A 26,838-nucleotide genomic window follows, 5' to 3' on the forward strand; every position below is an offset into this window, starting at 1 on the left:
TAGAACTTTGGGTCGTTTTCATGGTATAATGATTAAGTTCAGTATCATGGTACTGATCAAAAAGTTCCTAATTATTTAGGAGGTGAATCTCAATGGCAAACAAGGCAGAATTAGTTAGCGATGTCGCAGAAAAGACTGGTTTAACTAAAAAGGATGCTACTGCAGCTGTAGATGCAGTATTCAACTCAATTGAAAGCCACCTATCAGATGGTGAAAAAGTTCAATTGATCGGTTTTGGTAACTTTGAAGTTCGTGAACGTGCAGCTCGTAAGGGTCGTAACCCACAAACTGGTGCAGAAATTCAAATTCCTGCAAGCAAGGTTCCAGCTTTCAAACCAGGTAAGGCTTTAAAGGATGCAGTTAAATAATTGTATTTTTTAAAAAAGCCAGTGCGACGAATGTCGGACTGGCTTTTTTTATTGAATCATTTTAGGAGGAAGCAACATGAATAGCTACTCACAAAAGGCATTGGATTTTTTAGAAGCTGGCAAGTTAGATGAGTTTGATGAACAATTCCAGTTAGCTTTAAAAAAAGACGATGATGACCTGTTATTCTCATTAGCAGAGGAATTATACTCACTCGGTTTTTTGAGTCAAGCTAAGCAAATTTATCATCAACTGCTAAACAAATACCCCGATGCTGATGAATTACGCGCTAACTTAGCAGAAATTGCAATTAGCGAAGATCAAAATGACCTAGCTCTTTCATACTTAAGTGAAATTAATCCCAATTCGGATAGCTATGTGCAATCACTAATGATCGCAGCAGATTTATATCAGACCCAAGGCTTATTTGAGGTCAGTAAGCAAAAATTATTGATGGCTAAACAAATCGCTCCTGATGAGGACATAATTAATTTTGCATTAGCCGAACTATACTTTTCAACTCGCGAGTTCGATAAGGCAATCCCCCTTTATTTGCATTTAATTAAAAAGGGGATTACTGAACTATCTTCTGTGAACTTAGTGGAACGAATTGGATTGGCATATGCCAATGCAGGTAGGTTTGGGCATGCAATTGGCTATTTAAAACAGATCAAGTTAATTAATATGACCTCAGATGTTAAATTTGAAACCGCCTTTACCTATTTGCAGCTGAAAGATTACCGCAAAGCAGTAGCGATTTTTGAGGACCTTCGTGATAGTGACCATGATTATCAGACGCTTTATCCATACTTAGGAGAAGCATTGGAAAAAATGCATAAAGAAAAAGATGCTTTAAAGGTCTTTCAAGAAGGTTTAGGAGTCGATGAGTATAATGAATCACTGTGGACTAAGACGGGTGATTTAGCCCTGAAATTAGGTGAAATCGAGCAAGCTGAGCATTATTATCGTCGTGGTCATGAGATTGCCCCAGATGATTTGAATCTCACGATCAAGTTATCAAACCTATTAGTTCAAGAAGAAGAATATGAAGCCAATATTTCGTTTTTAAAACAGTATTTAGAAACCCATGCTATTGATCCTCAATTAGCATGGAATTTGGCAACTTCATATTCTGAAATAGACGAGCTTGCTCAAGCAACTAATTTTTACGAACAGGCCGCTAAATCGTTTTCTGATAACCCTGACTTTTTAAAGGAAGCAGCATTATTCTATCGTTCAATTGGTAAAAACGATACGATGTTGCCGCTCTTGAAAAAATATTTAGAATTAGAACCCACTGATGATGAAATGGATCAAATATTGAATGAATATCATTAGTCTAAATTATGAATCAACTTGCGATAGTATAGGATCGAGACCATGTCTAGTCGTAGCTTTTCTGACAAGTCGGGATCTGATAATCTAGGATGCTTTAAAATATAATCAACAACATAACTTTGGAACAATTGGGATGGCTTCAACTGCATCCCAATTTTTTGTTCATCTGGTTTTAAATACTTATGAATTCCTTGAAGTGTAATGTGGGGGTCCCCAGCAAAACGCTGTTTTAAAAAAATATCAGGACTGGATTGGCGCAATTGAATTGGTTGAATAAAATTATTAAATTTATCAATAAATTGTTGTTCGTTAGGTTGCCATTTGATTTGTTCAAATTCACGGTAAAAATTAGGTTGCAGGAACTCTTTTAAGTTATAACCCTTACTGATCAGTAATAATACTAAACGAGTGTAGATATGGATGCTGTCATCTGCAATGATATTAGGCAGTTCTTTTAGCCACTTAACTGAAACTGATGCAGGCGTCTTGCGTTCCTTTCCCTTTAGGTTCAGTGTCGGTAATTTTTGGGTGAGTTCTTGCGTAAAGAGGTACTTAAAATAGATATTTAAGTGCGATAGAACTTTATTGTAGGTCGTGTTAGTAATATTTCTTTCAGTCAATAACATGTTCATATACTGTTGAATATCACGATCGAATAGTTGACTAACCCGATGATCTTTTTGGTACCCATGGTTAAAATTAGACAGATATTCAAATAGGTCGATTAAAGTCGATGAGTATTCATCGATCGTAATCTGGGCTAGTGGAATTTGATGTAAGTATGTTTCAAAATTATTTTGGTAGGGGTAATTATTAACGGTCATGAAGGGGCCTCCTCACTTGTACATTTTTACATTAACTTATCTTAAATAAATAATACCATAATTAAATCCAAAATCAACCAAATTGCTAACAAATAACTGATGAAATTTGGTAACATTAATAGTAGTAATTTAGAATGGGGCGTAAAAATGAAAATTCAAAACTTACCGCATGAATTTGAAAAAGCAAGACCGATTTTACAGACGATCGAAGCTGCAGGATATGAAGCCTATTTTGTTGGAGGGAGCGTTCGTGATACTATTTTAGGGTTACCAATTCACGATGTCGATATTGCTTCCAGTGCTTATCCAGCTGAAATCAAGGCCCTATTTAAACGGACCGTTGATACAGGCATTGAGCATGGTACTGTGATGGTATTGGACCATGGAAATGGATACGAAGTAACCACCTTTCGGACAGAATCTGGCTATCAAGATTATCGAAGACCCGATAAAGTTACCTTCATCCGCTCGTTATCCGAAGATCTAAAGCGACGTGATTTTACAATCAATGCACTTGCAATGAAGGAAGATGGAACGGTGATTGATTTGTTCAATGGTTTAACTGACTTGAAGAATCATTTGATTCGGGCAGTTGGGGATGCTAACACGCGCTTTAACGAAGATGCCCTGAGAATGATGCGAGCAGTCCGCTTTGCCAGTAAGCTAGACTTTAGTATTGATCATGGTACGATGCAGGCAATTACAAAGCATAGTTACTTGCTTTCAAAAATTGCAATTGAGCGTATTTATACTGAATTCGTCAAGATGATGATGGGTTACAAGCCACAACTAGGATTAAGTGACATGGTTAATACGAAAATGATCGACTATGTTCCTGTATTTAACGAATACTTACCAGCTGTCGAACGAATAATTGAATTACCGCCCTTTAAGCTTTCGAACGAGAATCAAGTTTGGGGACTATTGGGGGTGGCATTTAAATTAAATCACTCACAGATTAGTACAATCTTAAAAAAGTGGAAGGCTTCGAACCAAGTGATTGAAGCGACCCAAAAAATTGTCATGGCGACAAATGCAATTCAAAGGAATCAACTAGATGCGATGGCTTTATTTCATACGGGACGCACATTGTTAATGGACGTGGTCGTTGTTGTTCGTGCCTTTGGAACCCCAGTGGATGCAACTGAGTTATTTTATCGCTTTGATGAACTACCAATTAAAGATGTCCATGAACTAGCAATTAACGGCGGTCAATTAATTAAAGCAGGGGTCGTTAAACCTGGCCCAGCATTAGGGAAGCTTTTAAAACAGCTCCAAACATCGGTGATCAATGGTGAATTACCAAATGATGGTCCAACGTTGTTAGAGCATGCACGATTACTTTTAAAAAAATAATGAAGGGGTGTTTATTGAATGCAAACGCTAAGAGCAGAAAACCTAACTAAAACATATGGCGAAAAGACCCTTTTTAAGTCGCTTGATTTTATCATTAACGAACATGATCGAATTGGTTTAATTGGAACGAACGGAAGTGGTAAAACTTCTTTATTGAACGTATTATCAGGAGTTGATACTGATTCTAGTGGAACGATCATTACTTCTAAATCCTATACAATTGGGTATTTAAGACAACATCCGGAATTAGATGATGATCTAACGGTTTTGGATGCAGTTTTTAGTGGGACCCAGGCGGTCTTTGAAACGATCCGTCACTATGAAGAAGTTTTGGATCGTTATTCATTTAATCCCGAAGATCCTAAGGTCCAAAAGCAATATTTAGATGCGGAAGCTAAAATGAATGAAGAAGATGCTTGGAATGCCGAAAGTGATGTAAAAACGATTTTGACCCAACTAAAAATTACTGACATGCAGCAAAAGGTGGCTAGCCTTTCAGGAGGACAAAAGCGTCGGGTTGCATTGGCCCAGGTATTGATTCAATCACCAGATTTATTGTTAATGGACGAACCTACCAACCACTTAGATTTTGATTCGATCGAATGGCTTCAAGAATATCTTGCTAAGTACAAAGGGTCGTTGTTGTTAGTAACTCATGATCGTTACTTCTTGGACCGCGTTGTAAATAATATTTGGGAGCTTTCATTTGGTGAGCTATATGCATATCAGGGTAATTATCAAGACTATGTTCAACAAAAAGCAGCACGGGTCGATCGAGCTGTAAGTGCCGAACATAAACAGCAACGACTCTACAAACAGGAACTAGCGTGGATGAAGAAGGGCGCCAAAGCACGTTCTACTAAACAACAGGCACGAATCAATCGATTTAATGACATTAAGGATAATATTAATCATTTACAATTGGATCAAGATGTCGATATTTCATTGGGGCAAAAACGGCTTGGTAAAAAAGTCATTAACATTGAACATGCTGATTTGAAATTGGGCGGCAAGGTGATTTTGAATGACTTTAATATGTTAGTACAAGGCAACGAGCGAATTGGGATCAGTGGTGAAAATGGAGCAGGTAAGTCTTCATTGTTAAATGTAATTGCTGGTCGCATCCCATTAGATTCAGGAGTCGTTACGATTGGTGAAACGGTTAAGATGGCCTATTATACTCAACAAACCGAACCGATTCCAGGCGACAAGCGGGTTATTAACTACCTGAGCGATGTTGGGCAACACGTTACTGATAATCAGGGAAATGAACTTAGCATTACCGAATTATTGGAACAGTTCTTATTTCCACGGTTCATGCACGGCACCTTGATTCGAAAGCTATCCGGTGGTGAAAAACGGCGCTTATACCTTTTAAAATTATTGATGCAACAGCCCAATGTTTTGTTATTAGACGAACCAACTAACGATTTAGATATAAGTACTTTGACGGTATTGGAAGACTATATTGAACACTTTAGTGGGACCGTGATTACGGTATCGCATGACCGTTATTTCTTAGATAAGACCGCTAATCGACTTTTATTCTTTGATGGCAATGGTAAAATCGAAGAACACTTTGGTCAATTTACCGATTATCTTTCACAACGGGTTACGGATGCTAAGACGCTCAATAAGCAAACTGATAAAAATAATAAACAGCCATCAGCAGATAAATCAGCTAAAAAAGAGAAGGTTAAGTTGACCTATGCTGAAAAAATCGAATACGATCAAATTGAAGCTGAGATTGATGATTTAGATGAACAACAATCCAATATTGAACAAGCAATGGTTGACAATAGTGATAACTTTGAAAAATTAGCAAAGCTACAAAAGCAACTCAATGCAGTTCAAAAAGAAGCAGAAGAAAAAATGCAGCGCTGGGAGTATCTTAGCCAGTATGCTGATGAATAGGAGAATTTGAATGCTAGAAGATGCATATTTGAACTTAGAACGCTATGTATTAGAACATGGTCATCGCAAGGGTGATCGAACTGGGACTGGAACGCTCAGTACCTTTGGATACCAAATGCGTTTCGACTTAGGAGCTGGCTTTCCCCTGTTGACGACCAAACGGGTCCCATTTGGATTGATTAAGAGCGAGTTACTTTGGTTCTTGCATGGTGACACCAATATTAAATTTTTATTAGCGCACAATAATCATATTTGGGATGAGTGGGCATTTGCTAAATATGTTCAATCTGATGACTATGATGGTCCTGACATGACTGATTTTGGACGGCGGCATTTATCTGATGAACGATTTAATCAGGATTATCAAGAACAAAAGAAACTTTTTTGTGATCGGATATTGTCAGATGATCAATTTGCTCAAAAATATGGTAATTTGGGGGATGTTTACGGCAGCCAATGGCGACACTGGAAAACCCGTCGGGGAGAAACAATCGATCAAATTAAAAACGTAATTGAAATGATCAAGACGCACCCTGACTCAAGGCGCATGATCGTATCGGCTTGGAATCCTGAAGACATTCCTACAATGGCCTTACCGCCCTGTCATACAATGTTTCAGTTTTATGTTAATGATGGGAAACTTAGTTGTCAGCTGTACCAACGCAGTGGGGATATTTTCTTAGGCGTTCCATTTAACATTGCTAGTTATGCATTGTTGACATGTTTGATCGCAAAAGAAACGGGGTTAGAGCCTGGTGAATTTATCCATACGCTTGGGGATGCTCACATTTATTCTAACCATGTTGACCAGGTTAAAGAGCAATTGACGAGAAGTCCTAAACCAGCACCTAAATTATGGCTGAACCCAGCTAAAAAAAGTATATTTGATTATGGGATGGATGATATCAAGGTGATTGACTATGATAGTTATCCAGCAATTAAAGCTCCCGTAGCTGTTTGATTAGGAGAATGATAATGATTGCATTTGTATGGGCAGAAACAAAGAATGGAACGATTGGACAAAACGGTGGATTACCTTGGCAAATGCCAGCGGACATGCATCATTTTAAGACGTTAACGACTGGTCATAAAATTTTGGCAGGGCGGAAGACCTTTTTATCATTTGGACGCCCCCTGCCCAATCGGACTAACATGGTTTTAACTAGTCATCATGCAAGTGAATTACCAGATGGTGTGGTTGTATTTAATGATGTTGAATCATTTTTGGCTGATTACTCGCAACATAATTATGACGTATATGTTGTTGGGGGAGCGATGATTTTTAAGGCACTAATTAACGAAGTTGACGTATTGTACCGAACGGTAATTGAAGCAGATATTAATGGGGATACCAAGATGCCGACCATTGATTATTCGCGATTTGAAATGATTCAGCATACCAATTTTCCAGCTGATGAACGTAATCAATATCCATACCGTTTTGAAACGTACCGCAAAAAGAAATAATGCGAGGATGACTATTAATGGGACAAAGCTTTTATCAATATTTAATGACCGAACGGAATCCAAAAAGTTATGAACCGATTGCAGAGTTCGCTAATAACGCTTTTCATGATCACTCTTTTCCGAAAAATACTGCTGATTTTGATGAAATCTCTAAGTACTTAGAGGAAAATGGTTCGTATCTTCCATCGATGACAATTTTCGATGAAGCATGGAGTCGCTTTTTGGATTATAGGGATTAGAAACCGAGGTGCAAAAATGGGAGTAAATATTCAATGGTTTCCAGGACATATGGCAAAGGCAATTCGCCAATTTGAAGAAAATGTGCACTTAGTCGATATTATTTTTGAATTAGTCGATGCAAGGGCCCCCTTTAGTTCAATGAATCCAGAAGTAGCTAGAATTGGGGTCGATAAGCCACACCTATTGATTTTGACGAAGGCTGATTTAGCAGACCATAACCTTACTGATCAATGGATTAAATATTTTGATACACATGGTTATACTGCAATTGCTGTGGATTCCAAACAAAATGGTGCTAATAAATTAGTAACTCAAACGGCACTAAAAATCTTACGGCCTAAATTAGATTCAGAAATAAAACGAGGAATGAAGGAGCGTCCAATTAAAGCAATTTGTGTCGGAGTACCAAACGTTGGGAAGTCGACCTTGTTGAACCGCTTAGTAAAAAAACGGGCAGCTCAAGTAGGAAACCGACCAGGGGTCACAAAGGGGCAACAATGGCTTCGCTCTAGTAAGGATTTGGAACTTTTGGATACCCCAGGGATCCTATGGCCTAAATTTCAAAATCAATCAATCGCTAATAAATTAGCATTGACTGGTGCGATTAAGGATAATTTATATGCAAGTGATGATATTGCATTATTTGCTTTGGAATACTTCAGGAAGTACCGCACAAATGAATTAATGAAACGCTATCGTTTGAATGCTGATGATATGGAGAGCAATAACGTTGATCTATTGTTAAAGATCACGAAGCAAATTGGGATGAAAGACGATTATGAACGAGCCTCAGTGCGTTTGATTCAAGATGCGCGAAAGGGTAAATTAGGGCGGTTTACTCTTGATTCGATGGAGCTGGTTGAACCTGATGAAAAATGAAACGGTAAATGAAATCAAACATCGATTAGCTAAGATCGATTCTTTAGACGATGAACGGCTAAAGTTGATTGCAAAAGATGCGCGAAAAGGCGTGCAAACCGCTTTAAAACAACGGATTCGCAAGTTGCAAAAAAACGCAGATCAAATGGCTGCGTTTTTGCAACGCTCCCAAATTGAACGTTCGCTTTGGCAACGGGGCTTGAATTATATTGCTGGGGTGGATGAGGTCGGCAGAGGGCCTCTTGCAGGGCCAGTAGTATCAGCTGCGGTCATTTTACCCCATGATTTTGACTTAGTGGATGTAAATGATTCTAAACAATTGACGCCAGATCGTCGTGCAAAATTGGCACCCTTGATCAAGTCAAAAGCCTTAGCTTATGGAATTGGCGTTATGGATAATTCTGTTATTGATGACGTTAATATCTACGAGGCAACGAGATTAGCAATGAAGTCAGCTGTCAATCAGTTAAGCATTCAACCTGATCGAATTATCGTGGATGCGATGCAAATCGATCTGCCAATTGAACAAATTTGTTTAATCAAGGGGGATGCTAAGAGTATTTCGGTCGCTGCTGCTAGTATCTTAGCAAAGGTTTATCGAGATCAGTTAATGGATCAATATGCGATTCAATATCCTGAATATGATTTTAACCATAATGCTGGTTACGGAACGGCAAAGCATTTATCAGCATTAGCAAAGTTTGGCGTGACCCCTATTCATCGCATTAGTTTTGCACCAGTCAAAAAAATGATCAAAAAATAATTTAATTGCGTATCTTTCCTAAAATGAAGGGATTGATATAAATGCAGGCAAGAAGATTATTACTGAAGTTAAGGATCTGTCGTGGAATTAGTTTTAGAGGTGAATATCGAGTCTATCAATGGCTTAAAAGTAAAAAGTGGAATTCAAAAATGGAATTATCTGCTTTAGATATCATTGAGATTGCACAGATTAAAAAAAGCGCACAGGCTGAATTTAAAGCCCATTTTTTCAGTAATCAATTGGAGTCAGATATTATTTTAAACGAACAAATGTGTAAGTATACGACCATTTTGGATGATGATTATCCACCTAATTTAAAAGAGGCTGCATTTCCACCAATGGTCTTATTTTATCAAGGGGATATCCGACTTGCGCATTGCCAATTGTTGGGGGTCGTTGGGAGTCGCAAGAACTCCAATTACTCTTTTCAGTCGCTTAGAATTTTACTTCCCGAATTAGTTAGGCATCAAATCGTTACGGTTTCTGGTTTGGCTACCGGGGTAGATGGTCTGTGCCATCAAATGACGATTCAAAATGGTGGGAAAACGATTGCAGTGATTGGAACTGGACTAGACTATTGTTACCCCAGAAGCAATGTTCAACTACAATCAATTATTGCACATGAACACCTATTGCTATCTGAATATCCATTGGGCGTGAGCGTCCGTAAACATCACTTCCTTGAACGAAATCGCATTATTGCTGGGTTGATTAAAAATATTATTATCGTAGAAGCTGCTAAAAAATCGGGAAGCTTGATTACCGCTAATTTAGCCCTCCATAATAACCGCAATGTAATGGCAATTCCTGGTCCGATCAGCCATTTGCTGTCGGTCGGTTGTAACGAGTTAATTGCCGAAGGGGCTAAGCCTATTTTAACCGTTGAAGATATTTTAGAAGATTTTTAATTTGACACAAACCCTTAACTGCAATATTATGTGAGAGATTTAATGAATAAAAATAAATAATTTGATTGAGGGATTATTTAATGACTATAAAAACAAAAACTTCTACATCGAAACGTAAGAGAACAGTTAAGAAAAAGTTAGTAATCGTCGAATCACCGGCAAAAGCAAAAACAATTGAAAAATATTTAGGACGGACTTACCGAGTAATTGCAAGTAAGGGCCACATTAGAGATCTGCCTAAGAGTAAGATGGGGGTCGATATTGAAAATAATTTCGAACCGCATTACATTTCGATTCGAGGAAAGGGCGATACGATTAAGATGCTGCGCTCAGAGGCTAAAAAAGCAAAGGCAATTTACCTAGCATCTGACCCTGACCGCGAAGGAGAATCGATTGCATGGCATTTATCACATCTATTAGGATTAGATATTAATGATAATAATCGGGTCGCCTTTCATGAAATTACTAAGGATGCCGTCAAAGATGCCTTTAAAAACCCCCGAAGTATCGATATGAACTTAGTCGATGCTCAACAAGCCAGACGGGTATTAGACCGTCTAGTGGGTTATTCCATCTCACCATTGTTATGGAAAAAAGTAAAGAAGGGCTTGAGTGCTGGACGGGTCCAATCGATTGCTTTGTGGCTAATTATTGATCGGGAACGAGCAATCAGAAAATTTGTTCCTGAAGAATATTGGACGATTGATAGTGAATTCAAAAAGGGACGCTCTAAATTTAATGCCAGTTTTTACGGTTTAGATGGCCAAAAGACAGAACTACACAATAATAACGACGTTCAAGCTGTTTTAGGAAAACTTGATAGCAAGGCTGATTTTGAAGTCGTTAGTGTCAAGCGCCGTGAAAGAAAGCGCCAACCCCAACAACCATTCACGACCAGTACGATGCAACAAGTAGCGAATAGGCAGTTGAATTTTAGAACTGGTAAGACAATGATGGCTGCTCAACAGTTGTATGAAGGGATTCATTTAGGTAAAGATGGTAGTCAAGGTTTGATTACTTACATGCGGACGGATTCAACTAGAATCTCAGCAATTGCTAAACATGAAGCCGCTACTTTTCTTCATGAAAATTATGGAGCTGAATATGCAGCTAATAAGCCGTTGAAGGGGAAATTACCTGAGGGTGCCCAAGATGCCCATGAAGCGATTAGACCGACTTCTGTGATGCGGACGCCAGATAGCGTTAAGGAATACTTGAACAAAGACCAGTTTAGGCTTTATCAATTGATTTGGTCGCGATTCTTAGCTAGCCAAATGACACCTGCTTTAATGGATACCATGACCGTTGATATAGAACAAAACGGGGTTAATTTCCGTGCTAATGGTTCTAAACTGAAGTTTCCCGGTTTTTTGAAGGTGTATGGAACTCGTGAAAAGGACAATAACCTTCCTGATTTAAATGAGGGGGATGTTGTTAACCTAGTTAAAACGAATCCTGATCAACATTTTACCCAACCACCTGCACGTTACAGCGAAGCTAATTTAATCAAGGCATTAGAAGAAAATGGAGTTGGACGCCCATCTACTTATGCCCCAACGTTAGGGACGATTCAAAAACGTTATTATGTCAAGTTCGTTGGTCGCCGCTTTGAGCCAACCGAATTAGGTGAAATTGTTAATGGCATTATCGAGGAATATTTCCCTGATATTATTAACATTGATTTCACTGCTGATTTGGAATCTAAATTAGATGAAATTGAAGATGCTAAACAAAACTGGGTCAATGTCGTTGATCAATTTTACGAACCCTTTTCAAAGGAAGTCCACCATGCTGAAAAGACAATGGAAAACGTCCAGATCAAAGATGAGCCAGCAGGCTTTAATTGTGAAATTTGTGGCGCACCAATGGTGGTTAAGATGGGCCGTTATGGTAAATTCTATGCTTGTTCACGCTTCCCAGATTGCCGTAATACGCAGGCGATCGTAAAGGAAATTGGGGTTGTTTGTCCGAAGTGTAAGCAAGGCCAAGTAATTGAGAGAAAATCAAAGAAAAATCGGATCTTTTATGGATGTTCTAGATATCCAGAATGTGATTTTGTTACTTGGGATAAACCAGTTGGCCGCAATTGTCCACGCGATGGGCATTTCTTAGTCGAAAAGAAAATTAAGGGCGGGGTTCAAGTCGTTTGTCCAAATGGTGATTATGAAGAACCAGTCCAAAAATAAGGGATTATCTGAAAAGGGTAATGCCTTTTCTTTTTATCGATTAACGTCAAAAGTACTATTTTACTTTAACTAGGTGAAAAAATGAAAAATAAAGAGTTAATAAAAAAGTTTATCAACTACCTACAATTTGAAAAACAATATTCTGAACAAACAATTCGCGCGTATATTTCTGATTTAAATGAATTCAATAAAATTGCAGCAGGTAAGGCCGATCAATCATTGTTAAAAGCTAATGAAATCGATGTTGAAAATTACTTAAATTTTTTAAATCATAAAAATGACGAAAGAAATACAATTTTAAGAAAAATATCGGCAGTAAGATCATTTTATAATTATTTAATTAAAATCGATATCACTAAAAACCAGCCGTTTGAATATGTTCATTTGAAAAAGAAACAAAATCGGCTCCCTAAATTTTTATATCCAAACGAGATTAAAGAATTGTTTAAATCAGCTCGTAATGGAACAAATGAAGCCTTAATTCCTAGAAATGTTGCTATACTAGAAGTACTATTTAGTACTGGACTAAGAGTAAGCGAATGCGTAAATCTGACCTTTGCTAAAATTGATTTTAATAATCGGATTATGAATGTGTTTGGAAAGGGTGGCAAGCAACGCTACGTTCCATTTAGTAAGGAAACTGCTCAAGCTTTGAATGTATACATTCGTAAAAGCAGGAATCCATTAATGGCAAAATACAACAAAAGTCATGATAACCTATTCATTAACAATTATGGAAATCCACTGACCGCTCGTGGAGTTGAATATATTTTAGATGTAATTTTAAAGAATAGTTCACTAAATAGTAATATTTATCCGCATATGTTTAGACATACGTTCGCAACGGATATGCTAAATAATGGTGCTGACCTTAGGAGTGTTCAAGAGTTATTAGGACATAGCAGTCTTTCAACAACTCAAATTTACACGCATGTTACAAAAGAGAATCTACTAAAAAATTATAATCAGTTCTTCCCACGATCGAAGGACTAAAGGAGAATGAGTAATGACAGTAAAATTTGAAGCAACTACGATTTGTGCAGTTAGACATAACGGGCATATTGCAATGGCTGGAGATGGCCAAGTAACGATGGGTGAAAAGGTAATTATGAAGGGGACCGCTCATAAAGTTCGCAAAATTTATGATGGTAAGGTGGCTGTTGGATTTGCCGGAAGCGTTGCAGATGCTTTTAATCTAGAATCCAAGTTTGAAGCTAAGCTTAAAGAATATAGTGGCAATTTAAAGCAGGCTGCCGTTAAATTAGCGCAACAGTGGCGTGGTGATCAATCCCTTCAAAAATTAGAAGCGTTATTAATCGTGGCTGATAGTAAGGATTTATTATTAGTATCAGGTTCTGGTGAAGTGATTGAACCCGACGATGACATTTTAGCAATTGGATCTGGTGGTAACTTTGCTTTAGCAGCCGCTTTAGGTATGAAACACCATGCAAAAGATATGAGTGCAAAGGAAATTGCTGAAGCCTCAATCTATATTGCAGGAAGTATTGATATTTTTACTAATCAAAACATTATTTCAGAAGAGTTATAATCTATAATTAGACTAATTTTAAGGAGATTCAAGATGAAAGCAATTGATAAAACCCCAAAAAAAATCGTAAAAGAATTAAATGAATATATCATTGGTCAAGATGACGCTAAAAAAGCAGTTGCCGTTGCATTAAGGAACCGTTATCGACGGATGCACCTATCAAAAGCAATGCAAGAAGATATTACACCCAAAAACATTTTAATGATTGGACCTACTGGAGTCGGTAAAACTGAAATTGCTAGACGATTAGCTAAAATCGTTAATGCTCCATTCGTTAAGGTCGAAGCAACTAAATTCACTGAAGTGGGTTATGTTGGTGGTGATGTAGAATCGATGGTACGAGATTTAGTTGAAAATGCTGTTAAACAGGTTAAAGATGAACGGTTTAGCAAGGTTGCTGGTCAAGCTGAACAAAGAGCCAACGAACGGATTGCTGAATTGATGGTTCCAGATGATAACCAAAAAGCAAATCAAAATGCAGATATGAAGAACATGATGGACATGTTGAACCAATTACAAAAGGGTAAAATGCCTACCAACATGGAACAACCTGAACGAAAGCCAGTTAGTGAAGAAGTAAAACAAAAGCGTGCTCAAATTTTAAAGGAACTTGAATTAGGCCAACTTGAAGACCGCATGGTTGAAATTGATATGGACGACCCTAAACAATCAATTTCTAAGCAAAATAACATGCTTGGTCAAATGGGAATCGATTTAAATGACACCCTTGGGAGTATGCTACCAAAACAAAAAATCAAAGCCCATTTGAAGGTTTCAGAAGCACGTGAAGTATTAATCAGAGAGGAATCAGAAAAATTAGTTAATGATGCTGACCTCTACCATGAAGCCATTAACCGAGTGCAAAACACAGGGATTATCTTTATTGATGAAATTGATAAAATTGTCGGTGGCCAATCCCAAAATAAGGGTGAAGTTTCAAGAGAAGGGGTACAAAGAGATATTCTCCCCATCGTTGAAGGATCTAACATTAACACCAAATATGGGCTAGTTGATACTAGTCACATCCTATTTATTGCTTCTGGGGCTTTTGCTGAAAGTAAACCCAGTGATTTAATCGCTGAATTACAAGGGCGTTTCCCAATTCGAGTGGAATTAGATTCACTTAGTAAGGAAGATTTTGTCAATATCTTAACTAAGCCTAATAATGCGCTAATTAAGCAATACATTGCATTGATCGGAACCGATAATATTAAAGTTACTTTTACTATTGAATCTATTCAAAAAATTGCCGAAATTGCGTATAATGTTAATCGTGATGTTCAAAACATTGGAGCTAGAAGGCTTCATACGATTTTAGAAAAACTATTAGAAGACCTCTTGTTCGAGGGCCCAGACATGGAAATGGGTGATATTACGATTACTGAGCAATATGTTGAAAATAAAGTTGGTCATTTGGCTAAGGACCAAAATCTATCTCAATTTATTCTTTAATTATGTAATTAAGTGATTTAAGCTAATTTTTTTGCTAGAATTGATTTATAACTAATTATAGATGAGGATGATAGCATGATATTCACTTTATCAGATGATAACTTAACAATTAAAGTTAATTCAAAGGGTGCTGAATTAAATAGTATCAAGGGTGATAACGGAATTGAATATCTTTGGCAGGCTGATCCTGATTTTTGGGGACGGCATGCCCCTGTATTATTTCCAATCGTTGGTCGGCTCAAAAACGATCAATATGAATATGAAGGTAAAAAATATTCATTAGGGCAACACGGCTTTGCTCGTGATATGGAATTTGAATTGAGTGACAGAACGAATGATTCGATCACAATGGTCTTAAAATCAAATGCGGAGACTAAAAAGAGATATCCATTTGATTTTATGCTATTCGTTAAATATACATTAGATAAAACAACGGTAAAGGTTGATCTAACCGTTATGAATCCAGCTGATCGGGCGATGTACTTTTCAATTGGGGCCCATCCAGCATTTAACGTTCCATTAATTCCTGATCATCAATTCAATGATTATCAAATCAAAGTTACCCCAAGTGAAAGCTATCCTCAAATTCCACTAGTAAAATCATTGAGTTCTGCAAAGGATAGTACTGAATTGAACTTAAAACAACCAATCAACATTAATCGAGAATTATTTAAAAATGATGCTGTAATCTTAGATCTAAACAGCCGTTCGGTCGATGTTATGATACAAAACGCTCTTAATCAAGAAGAGCATCGGGTCTCATTGCAGGCCAAAGATGCGAAGTACATGGGATTATGGTCTCAATATCCTAAGGATGCTCAATTCGTCTGTATTGAACCATGGTGGGGGATTGCTGACGATGTCGAATCTGATGGATTATTGATTCATAAAAAGGGAATCAATCGTCTTGATGCGGGTGGTCGTTTTGATGCTCAATTCAACATTACGGTGTACTAGAAATTAAAAAAGGCGCTCACCAATTCGGTAAGCGTCTTTAATTATTTAATGGTTACTGTGTTTATATTTGATCCCAAAATGAACTAACCTTTCATTCCCGTTGATGATTCTTTGAATATTTTTACGATGACGATAAAAGACAAAGATAGTTAGGATAATCGCAATCGTTGCCAATAATGAATCGTGGATCAAAATGGCCACAATCGAGACAAAAATAAATGTGCAAAGACTAGCAAGACTCATCATGCTACTCAAGTATAAAACCGTAATTAATACTAACGTTGCTAAAACGAATAAAATTGGATTATAGGTTAGTAGCATCCCCGCACTAGTTGCAACGGCCTTGCCCCCCTTAAATCGATCGAAAATCGAAAAGGTATGCCCTAAGATAGCGAACAATCCAAAAATTAGTTCAGTTAAGTGCATCGAACCTAAATTAATGTTAAAAATTAATGGTAATGCTGCTGATAAGGAACCCTTAGCAATATCCATAATTAAAACGACTGACCCAGCAATTGGTCCCAACACTCGTAAGGTGTTAGTAGTCCCAATATTCCCGGAACCGTGTTGTCGAATGTCAACGTTAAAAAAAGTTTTTCCAATCCAAATCCCGCTCGGAATGGAACCTAATAAGTATGCTATGATTAATAATACCGCGACTTTCAAAATGAACCTCCCAATAAATTGGTTAATCGTAATGATGCAAATTAACCATCCCGTTCACTTACAAATTATTCATACTAAAACATTATACCATATAACGTTAGGGCGTTCGTTTTAATAAATTTGCAAAGTTGTTCAAATAAGTTATTATTATATAGACTGTATTCTGAAAGATAAAGGAGTTTTCTCATAATGGCTAAATCAAAACAAGAATATGATGATTCCTCCATTCAGGTCTTAGAGGGCTTAGAGGCTGTCCGTAAAAGACCAGGAATGTATATTGGATCCACTAACGGCAGTGGACTCCATCACTTGGTTTATGAAATCGTTGATAATGCCGTTGATGAGGCATTAGCTGGTTATGGCGATGAAATTAACGTGACGATCCATAAGGACAATCGCTTGACCGTCGTGGATCATGGGCGTGGAATGCCAGTTGGGATGCACTCTTCTGGTAAACCGACTCCTGAAGTGATCCTCACCGTGTTACATGCAGGTGGTAAATTTTCCGAAAATGGTGGCTATAAAACATCTGGAGGGCTCCATGGGGTCGGGTCCAGTGTTGTCAATGCTCTATCGACAGAACTAATGGTCACGATCGTCCGAGACGGGCATAAGTATCAAGAAAGATTTGAAAATGGTGGGCATCCGATCGGGACGCTAGAAGATTTGGGCAAGACCAATGAACACAGCGGAACGAAGGTAACTTTTAAGCCCGACCCTGCAATTTTTACCACGACGGTATTCAATTACGAGATCTTAAAGGAACGCCTGCGTGAATCAGCTTTCTTACTCCGGGGGATCAAGATCACGTTGACCGATGAACGAAGCGATCCACAAAAACACGATGAATTCCACTTTGAAAAGGGCATCGAAGAATTCGTTGAATACCTCAATGAGGGTAAGCATACCTTGGGACCAGTGATGGATTTCGATGGGACTAAGGACGGTATTAAGGTAGAAGTGGCAGCTCAATATAACGATGGGTACACCGAAAATACACTCTCCTTCGTTAATAATGTGCGGACTAAGGATGGGGGGACCCACGAATCTGGATTTAGGAGTGCTTGGACGAAGGCATTCAATGAATATGCCAAGAAGGTAGGATTATTAAAGGGCAATAAAAAATTAGATGGCTCTGATGTTCGAGAAGGGCTCTCAGCAGTCATTTCACTAAAGATCCCAGAAGAACTATTGCAATTCGAAGGGCAGACAAAGGGGAAGCTAGGGACTCCAGAAGCGCGTTCGATCGTTGACAGCATCATTAGCGAAAAGTTAGTTTACTTTTTGATGGAAAATGGTGATTTTGCCCAACAACTAGTACAAAAAGCATTACGCGCCCAACAAGCACGCGACGCTGCTAGAAAGGCCCGCGATGAAAGTCGTGGTGGCAATAAAAAACGTAAAAAAGAACGGTTACTATCCGGTAAACTGACCCCCGCTCAATCTAAGGATGCCTCTAAGAATGAATTGTTCCTAGTCGAAGGGGATTCAGCTGGTGGTTCTGCTAAACAGGGCCGTGATCGTAAGCATCAAGCAATCCTGCCACTACGGGGGAAAGTCTTGAACACCGAACGGGCTAAGTTACCTGATATTATGAAGAACGAAGAAATCAGCACCATGATCTATACCGTGGGCGCTGGTGTGGGTTCTGATTTCAATATTAAAGATGCGAACTACGACAAGATCATCATCATGACCGATGCCGATGATGATGGGGCCCATATTCAAATCCTACTTTTGACCTTCTTTTACAAGTACATGCGGCCAATGATCGAAGCTGGACGTGTCTACATTGCCTTACCACCACTTTACAAGGTGCAAAAAAAGGTCGGCAAAAAGGAAAAAACCGCTTACGCTTGGACCAATGATGAAATGGAAAAATTGACCAAGGAATTCAAGAAACCATATACCCTGCAACGTTTCAAGGGACTCGGTGAAATGAACGCTGACCAGTTATGGGAAACGACCATGGACCCAAGTTCTCGGACGTTAATTCAGGTCCATATCGATGATGCTAAATTAGCAGATCGCAGAGTTACGACCTTAATGGGTGATAAAGTTGCGCCTAGACGGGATTGGATCGAAAATAACGTTCAATTCAACCTAGAAGAAGAAGGCAGTATATTAGACAATACTGCTAAATAGTTAATCAAGGGAGGCCCAATTAATTGAAGAACGGACAAACAATTGAACGGCTAACGCTTGAAGACATCATGAGTGAACGATTCAGTCGTTATTCAAAGTCGATCATTCAAGAAAGAGCGTTGCCCGACGTGCGGGATGGCTTAAAGCCAGTTCAAAGAAGAATCCTCTATGCCATGAACAAAGATGGAAATACCTATAATAAGGGGTTCAGAAAGGCCGCTAAGTCGGTTGGGAACGTAATGGGTAACTTTCATCCCCACGGAGATAGTTCAATCTACGAAGCATTAGTAAGAATGAGTCAAGACTGGAAGCTACGTGAACCATTGATCGAAATGCATGGTAACAATGGATCCATGGATGGGGATCCACCTGCTGCGATGCGGTACACGGAAGCAAGGCTCAGCAAGATCGCAGGTGAAATGCTCAGAGACATTGATAAGGATACTGTTGATTGGGTATTGAATTTTGACGATACCGAATATGAACCAGTTGTCCTCCCAGCACGTTTTCCGAACTTATTAGTTAATGGTGCAACTGGAATTTCTGCTGGTTATGCAACGGACATCCCCCCACACAACTTAGGGGAAGTGATCGATGCCGTGATCGCATTGCAAAAGAATCCAGATGCAACGCTTGCGGACCTAATGCAATACATCAAGGGCCCCGATTTTCCAACGGGTGGCATCATCCAGGGAATCGATGAGATCAAAAAAGCATATGAAACTGGCAAGGGTCGCATTGCTGTTCGTTCTAAGACGGCGATCGAATCCCTTCGTGGTAACAAGCAATTGATTCGGGTCACTGAGATTCCATACGAAGTCAACAAACTGCAGTTAGTAAAGCAGATGGATGAAATCAGAATCGCTAAAAAGATCGATGGAATCGCTGAAGTGCGGGATGAAAGTGATCGTAATGGACTTTCAATCGCCATTGAATTGAAACGCGATGTTGATTCTAAGGGGATCTTGAACTATCTTTTCAAGAATACGGATTTACAGATCTCATATAACTTCAACATGGTCGCCATCGATAACATGCGTCCAGAACGGTTATCGCTTAAGCGTGCCTTGAGTTCATACCTTAATTTTCAAAGACTCGTGGTGAAAAAGCGGACCCAATTCGATTTAGATAAGGCTTTAGATCGTCAAGAAATCGTGCAAGGGTTGATCAAGGCGTTATCAATTCTGGATGAAGTGATCAAAACGATCCGCGGAAGTAAGGATAAGGCTTCTGCACGCGAGAACTTAATTCATGAATATGACTTCACCAAGGCCCAAGCTGAATCGATCGTTAATTTACAGCTATACAGATTAACGAATACTGACGTTACGCAATTAAACCAAGAAGCAGCCGCTCTTGCTGAACAGATCGATAAATTCAAGGCGATCTTAGCTGACCCTAAAAAGTTAGACACGGTGCTTAGAAACGAGTTGCGTGCGATCAAGAAGGCGTATGCTTCAAGTCGCCTCAGTGAAGTGGAAGCCGAGATCGAAAACCTTAAGATCAGCACGAAGGTAACGGTCCCTGATGAAGATGTCATGGTATTAGTTAGTGACGATGGTTATTTGAAACGTAGTAGTATTCGATCCTATCGGGCCTCTGAGGTCAACGAAAATGGTTTGAAATCAGATGATCATCCCATCTTCATGCAACAATTGAACACTCGTGATCACTTGATGATGTTTACTAATAAGGGTCATTTGATCTATCGCCCCGTATTTGAAATTTCAGAGACGCGTTGGAAGGACACGGGTGAACACATCTCACAGACGATTGGGCTTGCCGATGATGAAAAGATCATCAAGACGTTTGCTTTTAAGGATCTCAAACAAGTCGGTCACTTTATGATTGCCACTAGCGATGGATATATCAAGTTAACCGAATTTAACAAGTTGTTACCAGGGCGGACCTATAAGAGTCATGCCAGTGTGTATGAGAAGTTAAAGGATTCTGCGGCGCAAGTCTTAACGATCGAATACCTGACTGGCGATCTGAACGACCACCAAGTCGTAGTTGCTAGTCAAAATGGGATGGCAACACGTTATGAACTAAGTGAAGTGTCATTTAGTGGTGCTAAAAGTACTGGGGTGCGCTCGATCGATCTAAAAGACGATGACCAAGTCGCTGGTTGTCAATTAGCGACTGAGGATTCCATAATGGCGATCGTAACTCAACGAGGGGCTTATAAAAACCTACCTGTCAATCAAATCCCATTAGCTGGAAGAGGACGGCGCGGGGTGATCATCTTAAAGGCCCTCAAGTCCCAACCACATGCAATCGCTGCTTTTGTGACGGTCGCACCGATCGATTTAGAACAACCATTGCATGTCTATACCGACAGAAGACGGATGCATGATGTGATTCCGATCGATCACCCAATGAGTGAACGATATTCGAACGGTTCGTTCGTAATCGACGTTAAATCAGAAGGAGAACCGATTTCAATTCAAAAAGCTTTAAATTAATTTCCAAAAAGTGCTAAAATATAATGGAAGCGTCATTATATTAACTATCTAATAGAATTGGGGCAATAATAATGAGTAAAGAATTAGTTTTTGGACACCAAAATCCAGATACCGATGCAGTTAACGCAGCCAAGGCATTCGCATACCTACAAAATAAGTTAGGTCACGATGTTGAAGCCGTTGCATTGGGCGAAGTCAATGATGAAACGAAGTTCGTCTTAGATTACTTTGACGAACCAGCACCACGGGTAATCACGGCTGCTAAGCCAGAAGTCGATTCCGTAATGTTAGTGGACCATAACGAATTCCAACAAAGTGTCAGTGACATTAAGGATGTTACCATCACCCACGTCGTTGATCACCACAAGGTGGGTAACTTTGAAACTGAAAAGCCACTTTACATGCGTGAAGAACCACTAGGTTGTACTAGTACGATCGTCTACAAGCTCTTCAAGGAAAACAACGTTGAAGTGCCTGCAAAGATCGCTGGTCTAATGCTATCAGCAATCATTTCAGATACTCTATTATTACAATCACCTACTACCACTGATCAAGATCGCGATGCAGTGGAAGCATTGGCTAAGATTGCCGATGTTGATTACAAGGATTACGGGATCAAGATGTTAAAGGCGGGAACGAACGTTGACGCTAGTTCCGCTGACGAATTAGTCGACCAAGACGCTAAGTCATTCACGATGGGTGGCAAGAACGTGCGGATCGATCAAATTAATGTTGTTGACCTCCAAGATATCCTAAAGCGGACTGACGAAATTAAGGCCGCCATGGAAAAGGCTAGTGCAGCAAATGGTTTTGATCTTTACTTGGTATTAGTTACCAACGTCTTAGACAGTAATTCTGCATTGATCGTTACTGGTGACCCTAAGGATGCGGTTGAAAAAGCCTTCAATGGTAAATTAAACGATGCCGATGTAATGAACTTGCCAGGTGTTGTTTCACGGAAGAAACAAGTGGTTCCTCCATTAACCGAAGCATTCGAATAATCTTTGAACTAAATAGTAATTCAGTTGACCAGTTTTAACCATCTCGTGGTGGTGAAAGCTGGTCAATTTGTATCTAGCAGTTCTTACTTTAAAATTGTAAGCATATCATTTGCAATTAATCTCGAATTATTTAAACTATTAATATGTAGTGTAAGATATATTTTTTTACGGGGGGATTTTTAAATGACTGAATACGATAAAAGTAAATTAACTAGAGAACAATACGATGTTACCCAAAACGCTGGAACGGAAGCCCCATTCAGTGGTAAGTACGATAACTTCTATGAAGACGGCCTTTACGTTGACGTGGTTAGTGGACAACCATTGTTCACTTCTAAGGATAAGTATGACTCTGGTTGTGGGTGGCCTGCATTTACGAAGCCCGTTAATGACCAAAATATTAAATCGAATCTAGATACGTCCTATGGGATGGTGAGAAATGAAGTCCGTAGTAAGGATGCAAACTCCCACTTAGGGCACGTTTTTCCAGATGGACCTAAAGACCGCGGTGGCCTCAGATACTGTATCAATTCCGCCGCACTGAAGTTCATCCCCGTTGATAAATTAAAAGAAGAAGGGTATGGAGAATACCTCAAAGATTTTAAATAATGTTTTGCAAATGCGAATAAATCTAAAATGAAAAGAGTGATTTGAATGGAAACTGCAATTTTTGCTGGGGGCTGTTTTTGGTGTATGGTAAAGCCCTTTGATACGATTCCTGGAATTGAAAAGGTGGTCTCAGGATATACTGGGGGCCACGTTGCTAACCCAACGTACGAACAAGTATGTAGCCATACGACCGGGCATACCGAGGCAGTTAAGATTACCTTTGATCCCAAGAAGATCTCATACGCAAAGTTAGTTGAAATCTATTGGCACCAAACTGATCCAACCGATGCATCCGGACAATTCCAAGACCGTGGTGATAGTTACCGCCCAGTGATCTTTGTGAACAGTCCTGAACAAAGAAAGATCGCTGAAAAATCCAAGGAAGATTTACAAAACAGTGGGATGTTCGATCAACCGATCGTCACTCAAATTGAAGATGCCAAACCATTTTATCCTGCTGAAGATTATCACCAAGACTTCTACAAGAAGGATCCACTCCGTTACGTGATGGAAGAAAGTGGTGGCCGTGAAGCCTTCAAGAAACAACACTGGAATGAAAAATAATTAAAGCTTTGAAAAAGTACCGTTGAATCGAACAATTCAACGGTACTTTTTTATTTATAAATAATTATTCATCAAAACGAATAATTTTTCAAATAGCTACCACTTAAGTGACACAATTAACTTTTTCAACTCGCAAAAATGCAAATAAATTTAAATAACCATACATCCCTACCACCATGGCATTTAAGAACGTTAATATTTTTATATCCAACCTATTTAGATAGTGCTATAATACTTTATGTAACAAACGTAACTTTATGTACGAATGCGTTATATACAATATACGCATAAACGTCCCTAAAGTTATACACTATCAAAAGGAAGTGTCGATTATGTTCAAAAAAACAAGCAAGAATTTATTACTATCTTCGACTTTGGGATTCCTAGCAATTGCTGGAACGACTGGTTTATTAGCCCACGCTGATTCAGCAGCGACTCAACAGTCTGCAAACGTTGCCGTTACGCCGGGCAGTCTCGCAGCTTCAGCATCTAACATTACTTTTACAAGCGTTGCCGTATCTGACATCGCTAATAGTAGTACGGCTGCTAAAGCCTCCTCTGCATCCCTTGCGACCGATGATAATCGTGGGTTAGGAGCAGTCGGGTGGAACGTTACCGTTGCCGTAAGTTCATTAACTGATGGAACTAATAAAAATTCCTTGAACGGGAGTATTAACTTCGCACCTACCGCTGCCGATAATGGCGCTACCGTTAATCAAAACGCCACTGCTAAGATCGGTGACAATTCTACCGTTCAAGTCGTTCAAGGGAGTAACGAAGGCCATACGATCACGAACTTGAATCCTGTTTTGAACTTGAATCAAAACGCAAGCGTTGTTGCAACATCATACTCTGCTTCCATTAACTGGACCATTAACGGAAGTACAGTTAATTCGGCTGCGACTAGTGCATCCAACAATGACTAGGGTCAATAATGAAGACCAAGCTTAAGCGTATCTGTTTATTAGTTAGTATTTGCTTTGCAACGAATTTATTGGGGTTTGGCCAAACGGGGCATGCGGATGATGGCAATGCTAAGTTCAGCTATTCGGTAGCGATCGATGATGCTAATAATACGTCTGCCATTCAACAAAAGGTCAAGCCAGGCGAGGCTTTGAATGTTAAACTGGTCTTTGCCAACAACAGTGGTCAATCGCAAAAATTAAAGCTGAATTTCAATACTGCTGTTACTGGTGATAACGGTGTAATCCAATATAACTTTAATAATTTAAAGGACCGTTATTTTGGTAGTGTCAATTTTAATCATTTGATCACAGGCCCTAAAGAAATCGAATTAGGCCCGTACCAAAAGGTGATTAAACAATACACGCTTACCGTGCCTAAAAAGAAATTTGATGGGGTGATCGCTGGTGGCTTTTACGTTATTCAAGGAAGCAGTGGGCATCAAAGTCAGCAATCAGGGGTCAGCTTTAAAAACACGATCGCGTATGCCATCCCGATCGTGTTGCATGAAAATGACCGCATCATTAATACTAAACTTGGGTTACACAGCGTATCAGCAAAGATCGATTATGATTATCCAACTGTTATCGCTAAACTCGATAACTTAACGCCAACGATGTTCGGCCAAATGAATATCAATGCTAAGGTTGTCGATAATAACACTAATAAAGTCGTATTCAAACAGCAACAAGCCAACATGAACATGGCACCATTAACGCGGATGAGCTATCCGATCGTTTTAAATCGAAAGTTGAACGCTGGAAAGTATAAATTGCAGTTAGCAATTACTTCTGGCAAAGCCCATTGGCACTTTCAAAATGATTTTACGATCGATGCAAAGATAGCTTCAGCAACGCAAAAACAAGTCCATTCCAAATCGCATCCACCAATCTTAATTTATCTGTTATTCGGTGGATTGGGGATGGCTGCATTAATGGTAGGGGTCTACTACCTTGGCAAACACAGAGCCTAAATATTTGAAACCAATCATTGAGCATTGCAAAACTAATGTTCAATGGTTGGTTTTTATTATACAAGTAATCAAGATAGGGATATTAGGGATGTTTTGATTTAAGGCCAGTTCGACTAACTGGTCGACTGCAATAGCGAAACTGATCACTGAGCGCCTCTTATTCATTTTTGCTTATTACGTCTATATCACGGTTGTTTACTAATAGTGATATTGAAACGTGATTATAAAAGCTTTTATAATCATATCTCAAAAACATATCACTGTTTTAATGAATTAATTAAAAATAATGATATAATAATCATCAGGTGGTGATTATAATGGCAGAAGAAAAAGTATATCCAATCAAGGATGATCAAACACTACGGGATGTAGAGGATACGTTATTGCATAACTTCGCTAAGAGCGGACCTAGGAACTATATGATCTTTCAACTCGGTAAAGCAACTTTACTCCGTTGTAGCGATGTAATGAAATTAAAGTATTCAGACGCATTCGATGTAGATGGCATCTTAAAGGATAGTAGTTACATTCATGATCAAAAAACTGGGAAGCAAAACCGTTTGTATCTAAAACCAGTCGCCAATGATTTATTACAATATCAACAATGGCGACAAAAGCTGCTTAGAAATCGGCATCAAAGTTCTGAATGGCTCTTTCCTTCAATCATGTATCCAGATCGGCATATTACCGTCAACCAATTTTATAAGATCATGCAACGAACAGGAGAATTATTAGATATTGATTATCTTGGTACCCATACCATGCGTAAAACGGGCGCATATCGACTCTATGAGCAGACTAACCATAATATTGCATTGGTGATGCAGTCATTGAACCATTCTAGTGAGGCGATGACATTACATTACCTCGGATTGGATGAGATCACAAAAAGAAGTATTTTTGATACGATCGATTTTGGTTAAATAAAAACACCTTAGAAACTCTGATTTCTAGGGTGTTTTTATTTTAAGCTTCATTTAAGTTTATTAGCCATTTCCTAAAAACATTGTACATTTCCTTACGTTGAATAAGGTTTGTTTGCGTTTGGTTAAAAGTGATTCCAAATGATGCCAGAATCAAATATACTAATGTCAATTCAAGAGGAAAGAAGGAATTCAACATTAAAAATAAACTATTGATCAGTATCCTCTCAATCGCTTTAGTGGTACCAATTGCTGCTAAGTGGGTCTATCAACCGCAACGTCTGGTCACAATTAGAAATGAACGTGACGATAATTAATAGCAAAATATAA

26 protein-coding genes are annotated in these 26,838 nt (G+C 38.9%); 24 read left to right on the top strand and 2 right to left on the bottom strand.

Going from position 1 to position 26,838, the window contains the following annotated elements; all coding sequences use genetic code 11:
* Positions 1 to 92 precede the first annotated feature (92 nt).
* Both ACSYTE_RS04290 and ACSYTE_RS04295 read left to right on the top strand, forming a co-directional pair.
* Positions 93 to 368, top strand: coding sequence for an HU family DNA-binding protein (locus ACSYTE_RS04290; protein ID WP_491716234.1), 276 nt, complete (start codon positions 93 to 95; stop codon positions 366 to 368).
* A gap of 76 nt (positions 369 to 444) precedes the next feature.
* Positions 445 to 1,704, top strand: a complete 1,260-nt coding sequence (locus tag ACSYTE_RS04295; protein ID WP_491716235.1) for a tetratricopeptide repeat protein — start codon at positions 445 to 447, stop codon at positions 1,702 to 1,704.
* Here ACSYTE_RS04295 and ACSYTE_RS04300 read toward each other — a convergent pair.
* Positions 1,701 to 2,528, bottom strand: coding sequence for a phage integrase N-terminal SAM-like domain-containing protein (locus ACSYTE_RS04300; RefSeq protein ID WP_491716236.1), 828 nt, complete (start codon positions 2,526 to 2,528; stop codon positions 1,701 to 1,703). The genes ACSYTE_RS04295 and ACSYTE_RS04300 overlap by 4 nt on opposite strands.
* A gap of 147 nt (positions 2,529 to 2,675) precedes the next feature.
* On the opposite strand from ACSYTE_RS04300, the gene ACSYTE_RS04305 reads away from it, so the two are divergent.
* The 13 genes from ACSYTE_RS04305 to ACSYTE_RS04365 all read left to right on the top strand — a co-directional run bounded on the left by ACSYTE_RS04305 (position 2,676) and on the right by ACSYTE_RS04365 (position 16,199).
* A complete protein-coding gene (locus tag ACSYTE_RS04305) occupies positions 2,676 to 3,884 on the top strand; it encodes a CCA tRNA nucleotidyltransferase (RefSeq protein ID WP_491717293.1) in 1,209 nt (402 codons plus the stop codon).
* An 18-nt stretch (positions 3,885 to 3,902) separates the two neighbouring features.
* Entirely contained in the window at positions 3,903 to 5,798 is a 1,896-nt protein-coding gene (locus ACSYTE_RS04310; RefSeq protein WP_491716237.1) for an ABC-F family ATP-binding cassette domain-containing protein, read from the top strand.
* Positions 5,799 to 5,808: 10 nt separating this feature from the next.
* Complete coding sequence (locus ACSYTE_RS04315) at positions 5,809 to 6,759, top strand: thymidylate synthase (RefSeq protein WP_491716238.1); 951 nt, start codon at positions 5,809 to 5,811, stop codon at positions 6,757 to 6,759.
* 14 nt (positions 6,760 to 6,773) lie between these two features.
* Positions 6,774 to 7,265, top strand: coding sequence for a dihydrofolate reductase (locus tag ACSYTE_RS04320; protein ID WP_491716239.1), 492 nt, complete (start codon positions 6,774 to 6,776; stop codon positions 7,263 to 7,265).
* A 17-nt stretch (positions 7,266 to 7,282) separates the two neighbouring features.
* On the top strand, positions 7,283 to 7,504 hold the full coding sequence (locus tag ACSYTE_RS04325; RefSeq protein ID WP_491716240.1) for a YozE family protein: 222 nt from the start codon (positions 7,283 to 7,285) through the stop codon (positions 7,502 to 7,504).
* 16 nt (positions 7,505 to 7,520) lie between these two features.
* Positions 7,521 to 8,384: a ribosome biogenesis GTPase YlqF gene (ylqF, locus tag ACSYTE_RS04330; protein ID WP_491716241.1), complete on the top strand. Its 864-nt coding sequence runs from the start codon at positions 7,521 to 7,523 to the stop codon at positions 8,382 to 8,384.
* Entirely contained in the window at positions 8,374 to 9,147 is a 774-nt protein-coding gene (gene rnhB / locus ACSYTE_RS04335) for a ribonuclease HII (RefSeq protein ID WP_491716242.1), read from the top strand. The genes ylqF and rnhB overlap by 11 nt, the downstream gene beginning before the upstream one ends.
* 41 nt (positions 9,148 to 9,188) lie before the next feature.
* Positions 9,189 to 10,055 carry a DNA-processing protein DprA gene (gene dprA, locus ACSYTE_RS04340; protein WP_491716243.1) on the top strand — a complete coding sequence of 289 codons (867 nt, stop codon included), beginning with the start codon at positions 9,189 to 9,191 and terminating at the stop codon, positions 10,053 to 10,055.
* An 80-nt stretch (positions 10,056 to 10,135) separates the two neighbouring features.
* Positions 10,136 to 12,241, top strand: a complete 2,106-nt coding sequence (topA, locus tag ACSYTE_RS04345; RefSeq protein WP_491716244.1) for a type I DNA topoisomerase — start codon at positions 10,136 to 10,138, stop codon at positions 12,239 to 12,241.
* 81 nt (positions 12,242 to 12,322) lie between these two features.
* A complete protein-coding gene (xerA, locus tag ACSYTE_RS04350) occupies positions 12,323 to 13,234 on the top strand; it encodes a site-specific tyrosine recombinase/integron integrase (RefSeq protein WP_491716245.1) in 912 nt (303 codons plus the stop codon).
* 13 nt (positions 13,235 to 13,247) lie between these two features.
* A complete protein-coding gene (gene hslV, locus ACSYTE_RS04355; protein ID WP_491716246.1) occupies positions 13,248 to 13,790 on the top strand; it encodes an HslVU peptidase proteolytic subunit in 543 nt (180 codons plus the stop codon).
* Positions 13,791 to 13,823: 33 nt separating this feature from the next.
* Complete coding sequence (gene hslU / locus ACSYTE_RS04360; protein WP_491716247.1) at positions 13,824 to 15,242, top strand: ATP-dependent protease ATPase subunit HslU; 1,419 nt, start codon at positions 13,824 to 13,826, stop codon at positions 15,240 to 15,242.
* A 75-nt stretch (positions 15,243 to 15,317) separates the two neighbouring features.
* Positions 15,318 to 16,199, top strand: coding sequence for an aldose 1-epimerase family protein (locus ACSYTE_RS04365; protein WP_491716248.1), 882 nt, complete (start codon positions 15,318 to 15,320; stop codon positions 16,197 to 16,199).
* Between the two features lie 45 nt (positions 16,200 to 16,244).
* On the opposite strand, the gene plsY is transcribed toward ACSYTE_RS04365, so the two are convergent.
* Positions 16,245 to 16,865, bottom strand: a complete 621-nt coding sequence (plsY, locus tag ACSYTE_RS04370) for a glycerol-3-phosphate 1-O-acyltransferase PlsY (protein ID WP_491716249.1) — start codon at positions 16,863 to 16,865, stop codon at positions 16,245 to 16,247.
* A gap of 189 nt (positions 16,866 to 17,054) precedes the next feature.
* Here plsY and parE point away from each other — a divergent pair, with 189 nt between their 5' ends.
* The 9 genes from parE (at position 17,055) to ACSYTE_RS04415 (ending at position 26,825) form a co-directional block, all read left to right on the top strand.
* Positions 17,055 to 19,010 (top strand): DNA topoisomerase IV subunit B, encoded by a 1,956-nt coding sequence (gene parE / locus ACSYTE_RS04375; RefSeq protein ID WP_491716250.1) that lies wholly within the window; start codon positions 17,055 to 17,057, stop codon positions 19,008 to 19,010.
* A 68-nt stretch (positions 19,011 to 19,078) separates the two neighbouring features.
* Positions 19,079 to 21,475, top strand: a complete 2,397-nt coding sequence (gene parC, locus ACSYTE_RS04380; RefSeq protein ID WP_491717294.1) for a DNA topoisomerase IV subunit A — start codon at positions 19,079 to 19,081, stop codon at positions 21,473 to 21,475.
* 71 nt (positions 21,476 to 21,546) lie between these two features.
* Positions 21,547 to 22,476, top strand: a complete 930-nt coding sequence (locus tag ACSYTE_RS04385) for a manganese-dependent inorganic pyrophosphatase (RefSeq protein ID WP_491716251.1) — start codon at positions 21,547 to 21,549, stop codon at positions 22,474 to 22,476.
* Positions 22,477 to 22,659: 183 nt separating this feature from the next.
* On the top strand, positions 22,660 to 23,085 hold the full coding sequence (msrB, locus tag ACSYTE_RS04390) for a peptide-methionine (R)-S-oxide reductase MsrB (RefSeq protein WP_491716252.1): 426 nt from the start codon (positions 22,660 to 22,662) through the stop codon (positions 23,083 to 23,085).
* Positions 23,086 to 23,130: 45 nt separating this feature from the next.
* A complete protein-coding gene (gene msrA / locus ACSYTE_RS04395) occupies positions 23,131 to 23,649 on the top strand; it encodes a peptide-methionine (S)-S-oxide reductase MsrA (protein WP_491716253.1) in 519 nt (172 codons plus the stop codon).
* Between the two features lie 332 nt (positions 23,650 to 23,981).
* The gene (locus ACSYTE_RS04400; protein ID WP_491716254.1) at positions 23,982 to 24,575 is read left to right on the top strand and encodes a hypothetical protein; all 594 of its coding nucleotides are present in this window, start codon (positions 23,982 to 23,984) and stop codon (positions 24,573 to 24,575) included.
* Positions 24,576 to 24,583: 8 nt separating this feature from the next.
* On the top strand, positions 24,584 to 25,585 hold the full coding sequence (locus ACSYTE_RS04405; RefSeq protein WP_491716255.1) for a DUF3324 domain-containing protein: 1,002 nt from the start codon (positions 24,584 to 24,586) through the stop codon (positions 25,583 to 25,585).
* A 317-nt stretch (positions 25,586 to 25,902) separates the two neighbouring features.
* Positions 25,903 to 26,508 (top strand): tyrosine-type recombinase/integrase, encoded by a 606-nt coding sequence (locus tag ACSYTE_RS04410; RefSeq protein WP_491716256.1) that lies wholly within the window; start codon positions 25,903 to 25,905, stop codon positions 26,506 to 26,508.
* A gap of 131 nt (positions 26,509 to 26,639) precedes the next feature.
* The gene (locus ACSYTE_RS04415; protein ID WP_491716257.1) at positions 26,640 to 26,825 is read left to right on the top strand and encodes a hypothetical protein; all 186 of its coding nucleotides are present in this window, start codon (positions 26,640 to 26,642) and stop codon (positions 26,823 to 26,825) included.
* Positions 26,826 to 26,838 lie beyond the last annotated feature (13 nt).

Source organism: Nicoliella sp. ESL1120 (assembly GCF_058508515.1).

What these genes read in the sequence shown, in the direction of transcription:
- ACSYTE_RS04290 (WP_491716234.1), top strand. Translation starts at nt 93, where the DNA reads ATGGCAAACAAGGCAGAATTAGTTAGCGATGTCGCAGAAAAGACTGGT.
- ACSYTE_RS04295 (WP_491716235.1), top strand. Translation starts at nt 445, where the DNA reads ATGAATAGCTACTCACAAAAGGCATTGGATTTTTTAGAAGCTGGCAAG.
- ACSYTE_RS04300 (WP_491716236.1), bottom strand. Translation starts at nt 2,528, where the DNA reads ATGACCGTTAATAATTACCCCTACCAAAATAATTTTGAAACATACTTA.
- ACSYTE_RS04305 (WP_491717293.1), top strand. Translation starts at nt 2,676, where the DNA reads ATGAAAATTCAAAACTTACCGCATGAATTTGAAAAAGCAAGACCGATT.
- ACSYTE_RS04310 (WP_491716237.1), top strand. Translation starts at nt 3,903, where the DNA reads ATGCAAACGCTAAGAGCAGAAAACCTAACTAAAACATATGGCGAAAAG.
- ACSYTE_RS04315 (WP_491716238.1), top strand. Translation starts at nt 5,809, where the DNA reads ATGCTAGAAGATGCATATTTGAACTTAGAACGCTATGTATTAGAACAT.
- ACSYTE_RS04320 (WP_491716239.1), top strand. Translation starts at nt 6,774, where the DNA reads ATGATTGCATTTGTATGGGCAGAAACAAAGAATGGAACGATTGGACAA.
- ACSYTE_RS04325 (WP_491716240.1), top strand. Translation starts at nt 7,283, where the DNA reads ATGGGACAAAGCTTTTATCAATATTTAATGACCGAACGGAATCCAAAA.
- ylqF (WP_491716241.1), top strand. Translation starts at nt 7,521, where the DNA reads ATGGGAGTAAATATTCAATGGTTTCCAGGACATATGGCAAAGGCAATT.
- rnhB (WP_491716242.1), top strand. Translation starts at nt 8,374, where the DNA reads ATGAAAAATGAAACGGTAAATGAAATCAAACATCGATTAGCTAAGATC.
- dprA (WP_491716243.1), top strand. Translation starts at nt 9,189, where the DNA reads ATGCAGGCAAGAAGATTATTACTGAAGTTAAGGATCTGTCGTGGAATT.
- topA (WP_491716244.1), top strand. Translation starts at nt 10,136, where the DNA reads ATGACTATAAAAACAAAAACTTCTACATCGAAACGTAAGAGAACAGTT.
- xerA (WP_491716245.1), top strand. Translation starts at nt 12,323, where the DNA reads ATGAAAAATAAAGAGTTAATAAAAAAGTTTATCAACTACCTACAATTT.
- hslV (WP_491716246.1), top strand. Translation starts at nt 13,248, where the DNA reads ATGACAGTAAAATTTGAAGCAACTACGATTTGTGCAGTTAGACATAAC.
- hslU (WP_491716247.1), top strand. Translation starts at nt 13,824, where the DNA reads ATGAAAGCAATTGATAAAACCCCAAAAAAAATCGTAAAAGAATTAAAT.
- ACSYTE_RS04365 (WP_491716248.1), top strand. Translation starts at nt 15,318, where the DNA reads ATGATATTCACTTTATCAGATGATAACTTAACAATTAAAGTTAATTCA.
- parE (WP_491716250.1), top strand. Translation starts at nt 17,055, where the DNA reads ATGGCTAAATCAAAACAAGAATATGATGATTCCTCCATTCAGGTCTTA.
- parC (WP_491717294.1), top strand. Translation starts at nt 19,079, where the DNA reads ATGAGTGAACGATTCAGTCGTTATTCAAAGTCGATCATTCAAGAAAGA.
- ACSYTE_RS04385 (WP_491716251.1), top strand. Translation starts at nt 21,547, where the DNA reads ATGAGTAAAGAATTAGTTTTTGGACACCAAAATCCAGATACCGATGCA.
- msrB (WP_491716252.1), top strand. Translation starts at nt 22,660, where the DNA reads ATGACTGAATACGATAAAAGTAAATTAACTAGAGAACAATACGATGTT.
- msrA (WP_491716253.1), top strand. Translation starts at nt 23,131, where the DNA reads ATGGAAACTGCAATTTTTGCTGGGGGCTGTTTTTGGTGTATGGTAAAG.
- ACSYTE_RS04400 (WP_491716254.1), top strand. Translation starts at nt 23,982, where the DNA reads ATGTTCAAAAAAACAAGCAAGAATTTATTACTATCTTCGACTTTGGGA.
- ACSYTE_RS04405 (WP_491716255.1), top strand. Translation starts at nt 24,584, where the DNA reads ATGAAGACCAAGCTTAAGCGTATCTGTTTATTAGTTAGTATTTGCTTT.
- ACSYTE_RS04410 (WP_491716256.1), top strand. Translation starts at nt 25,903, where the DNA reads ATGGCAGAAGAAAAAGTATATCCAATCAAGGATGATCAAACACTACGG.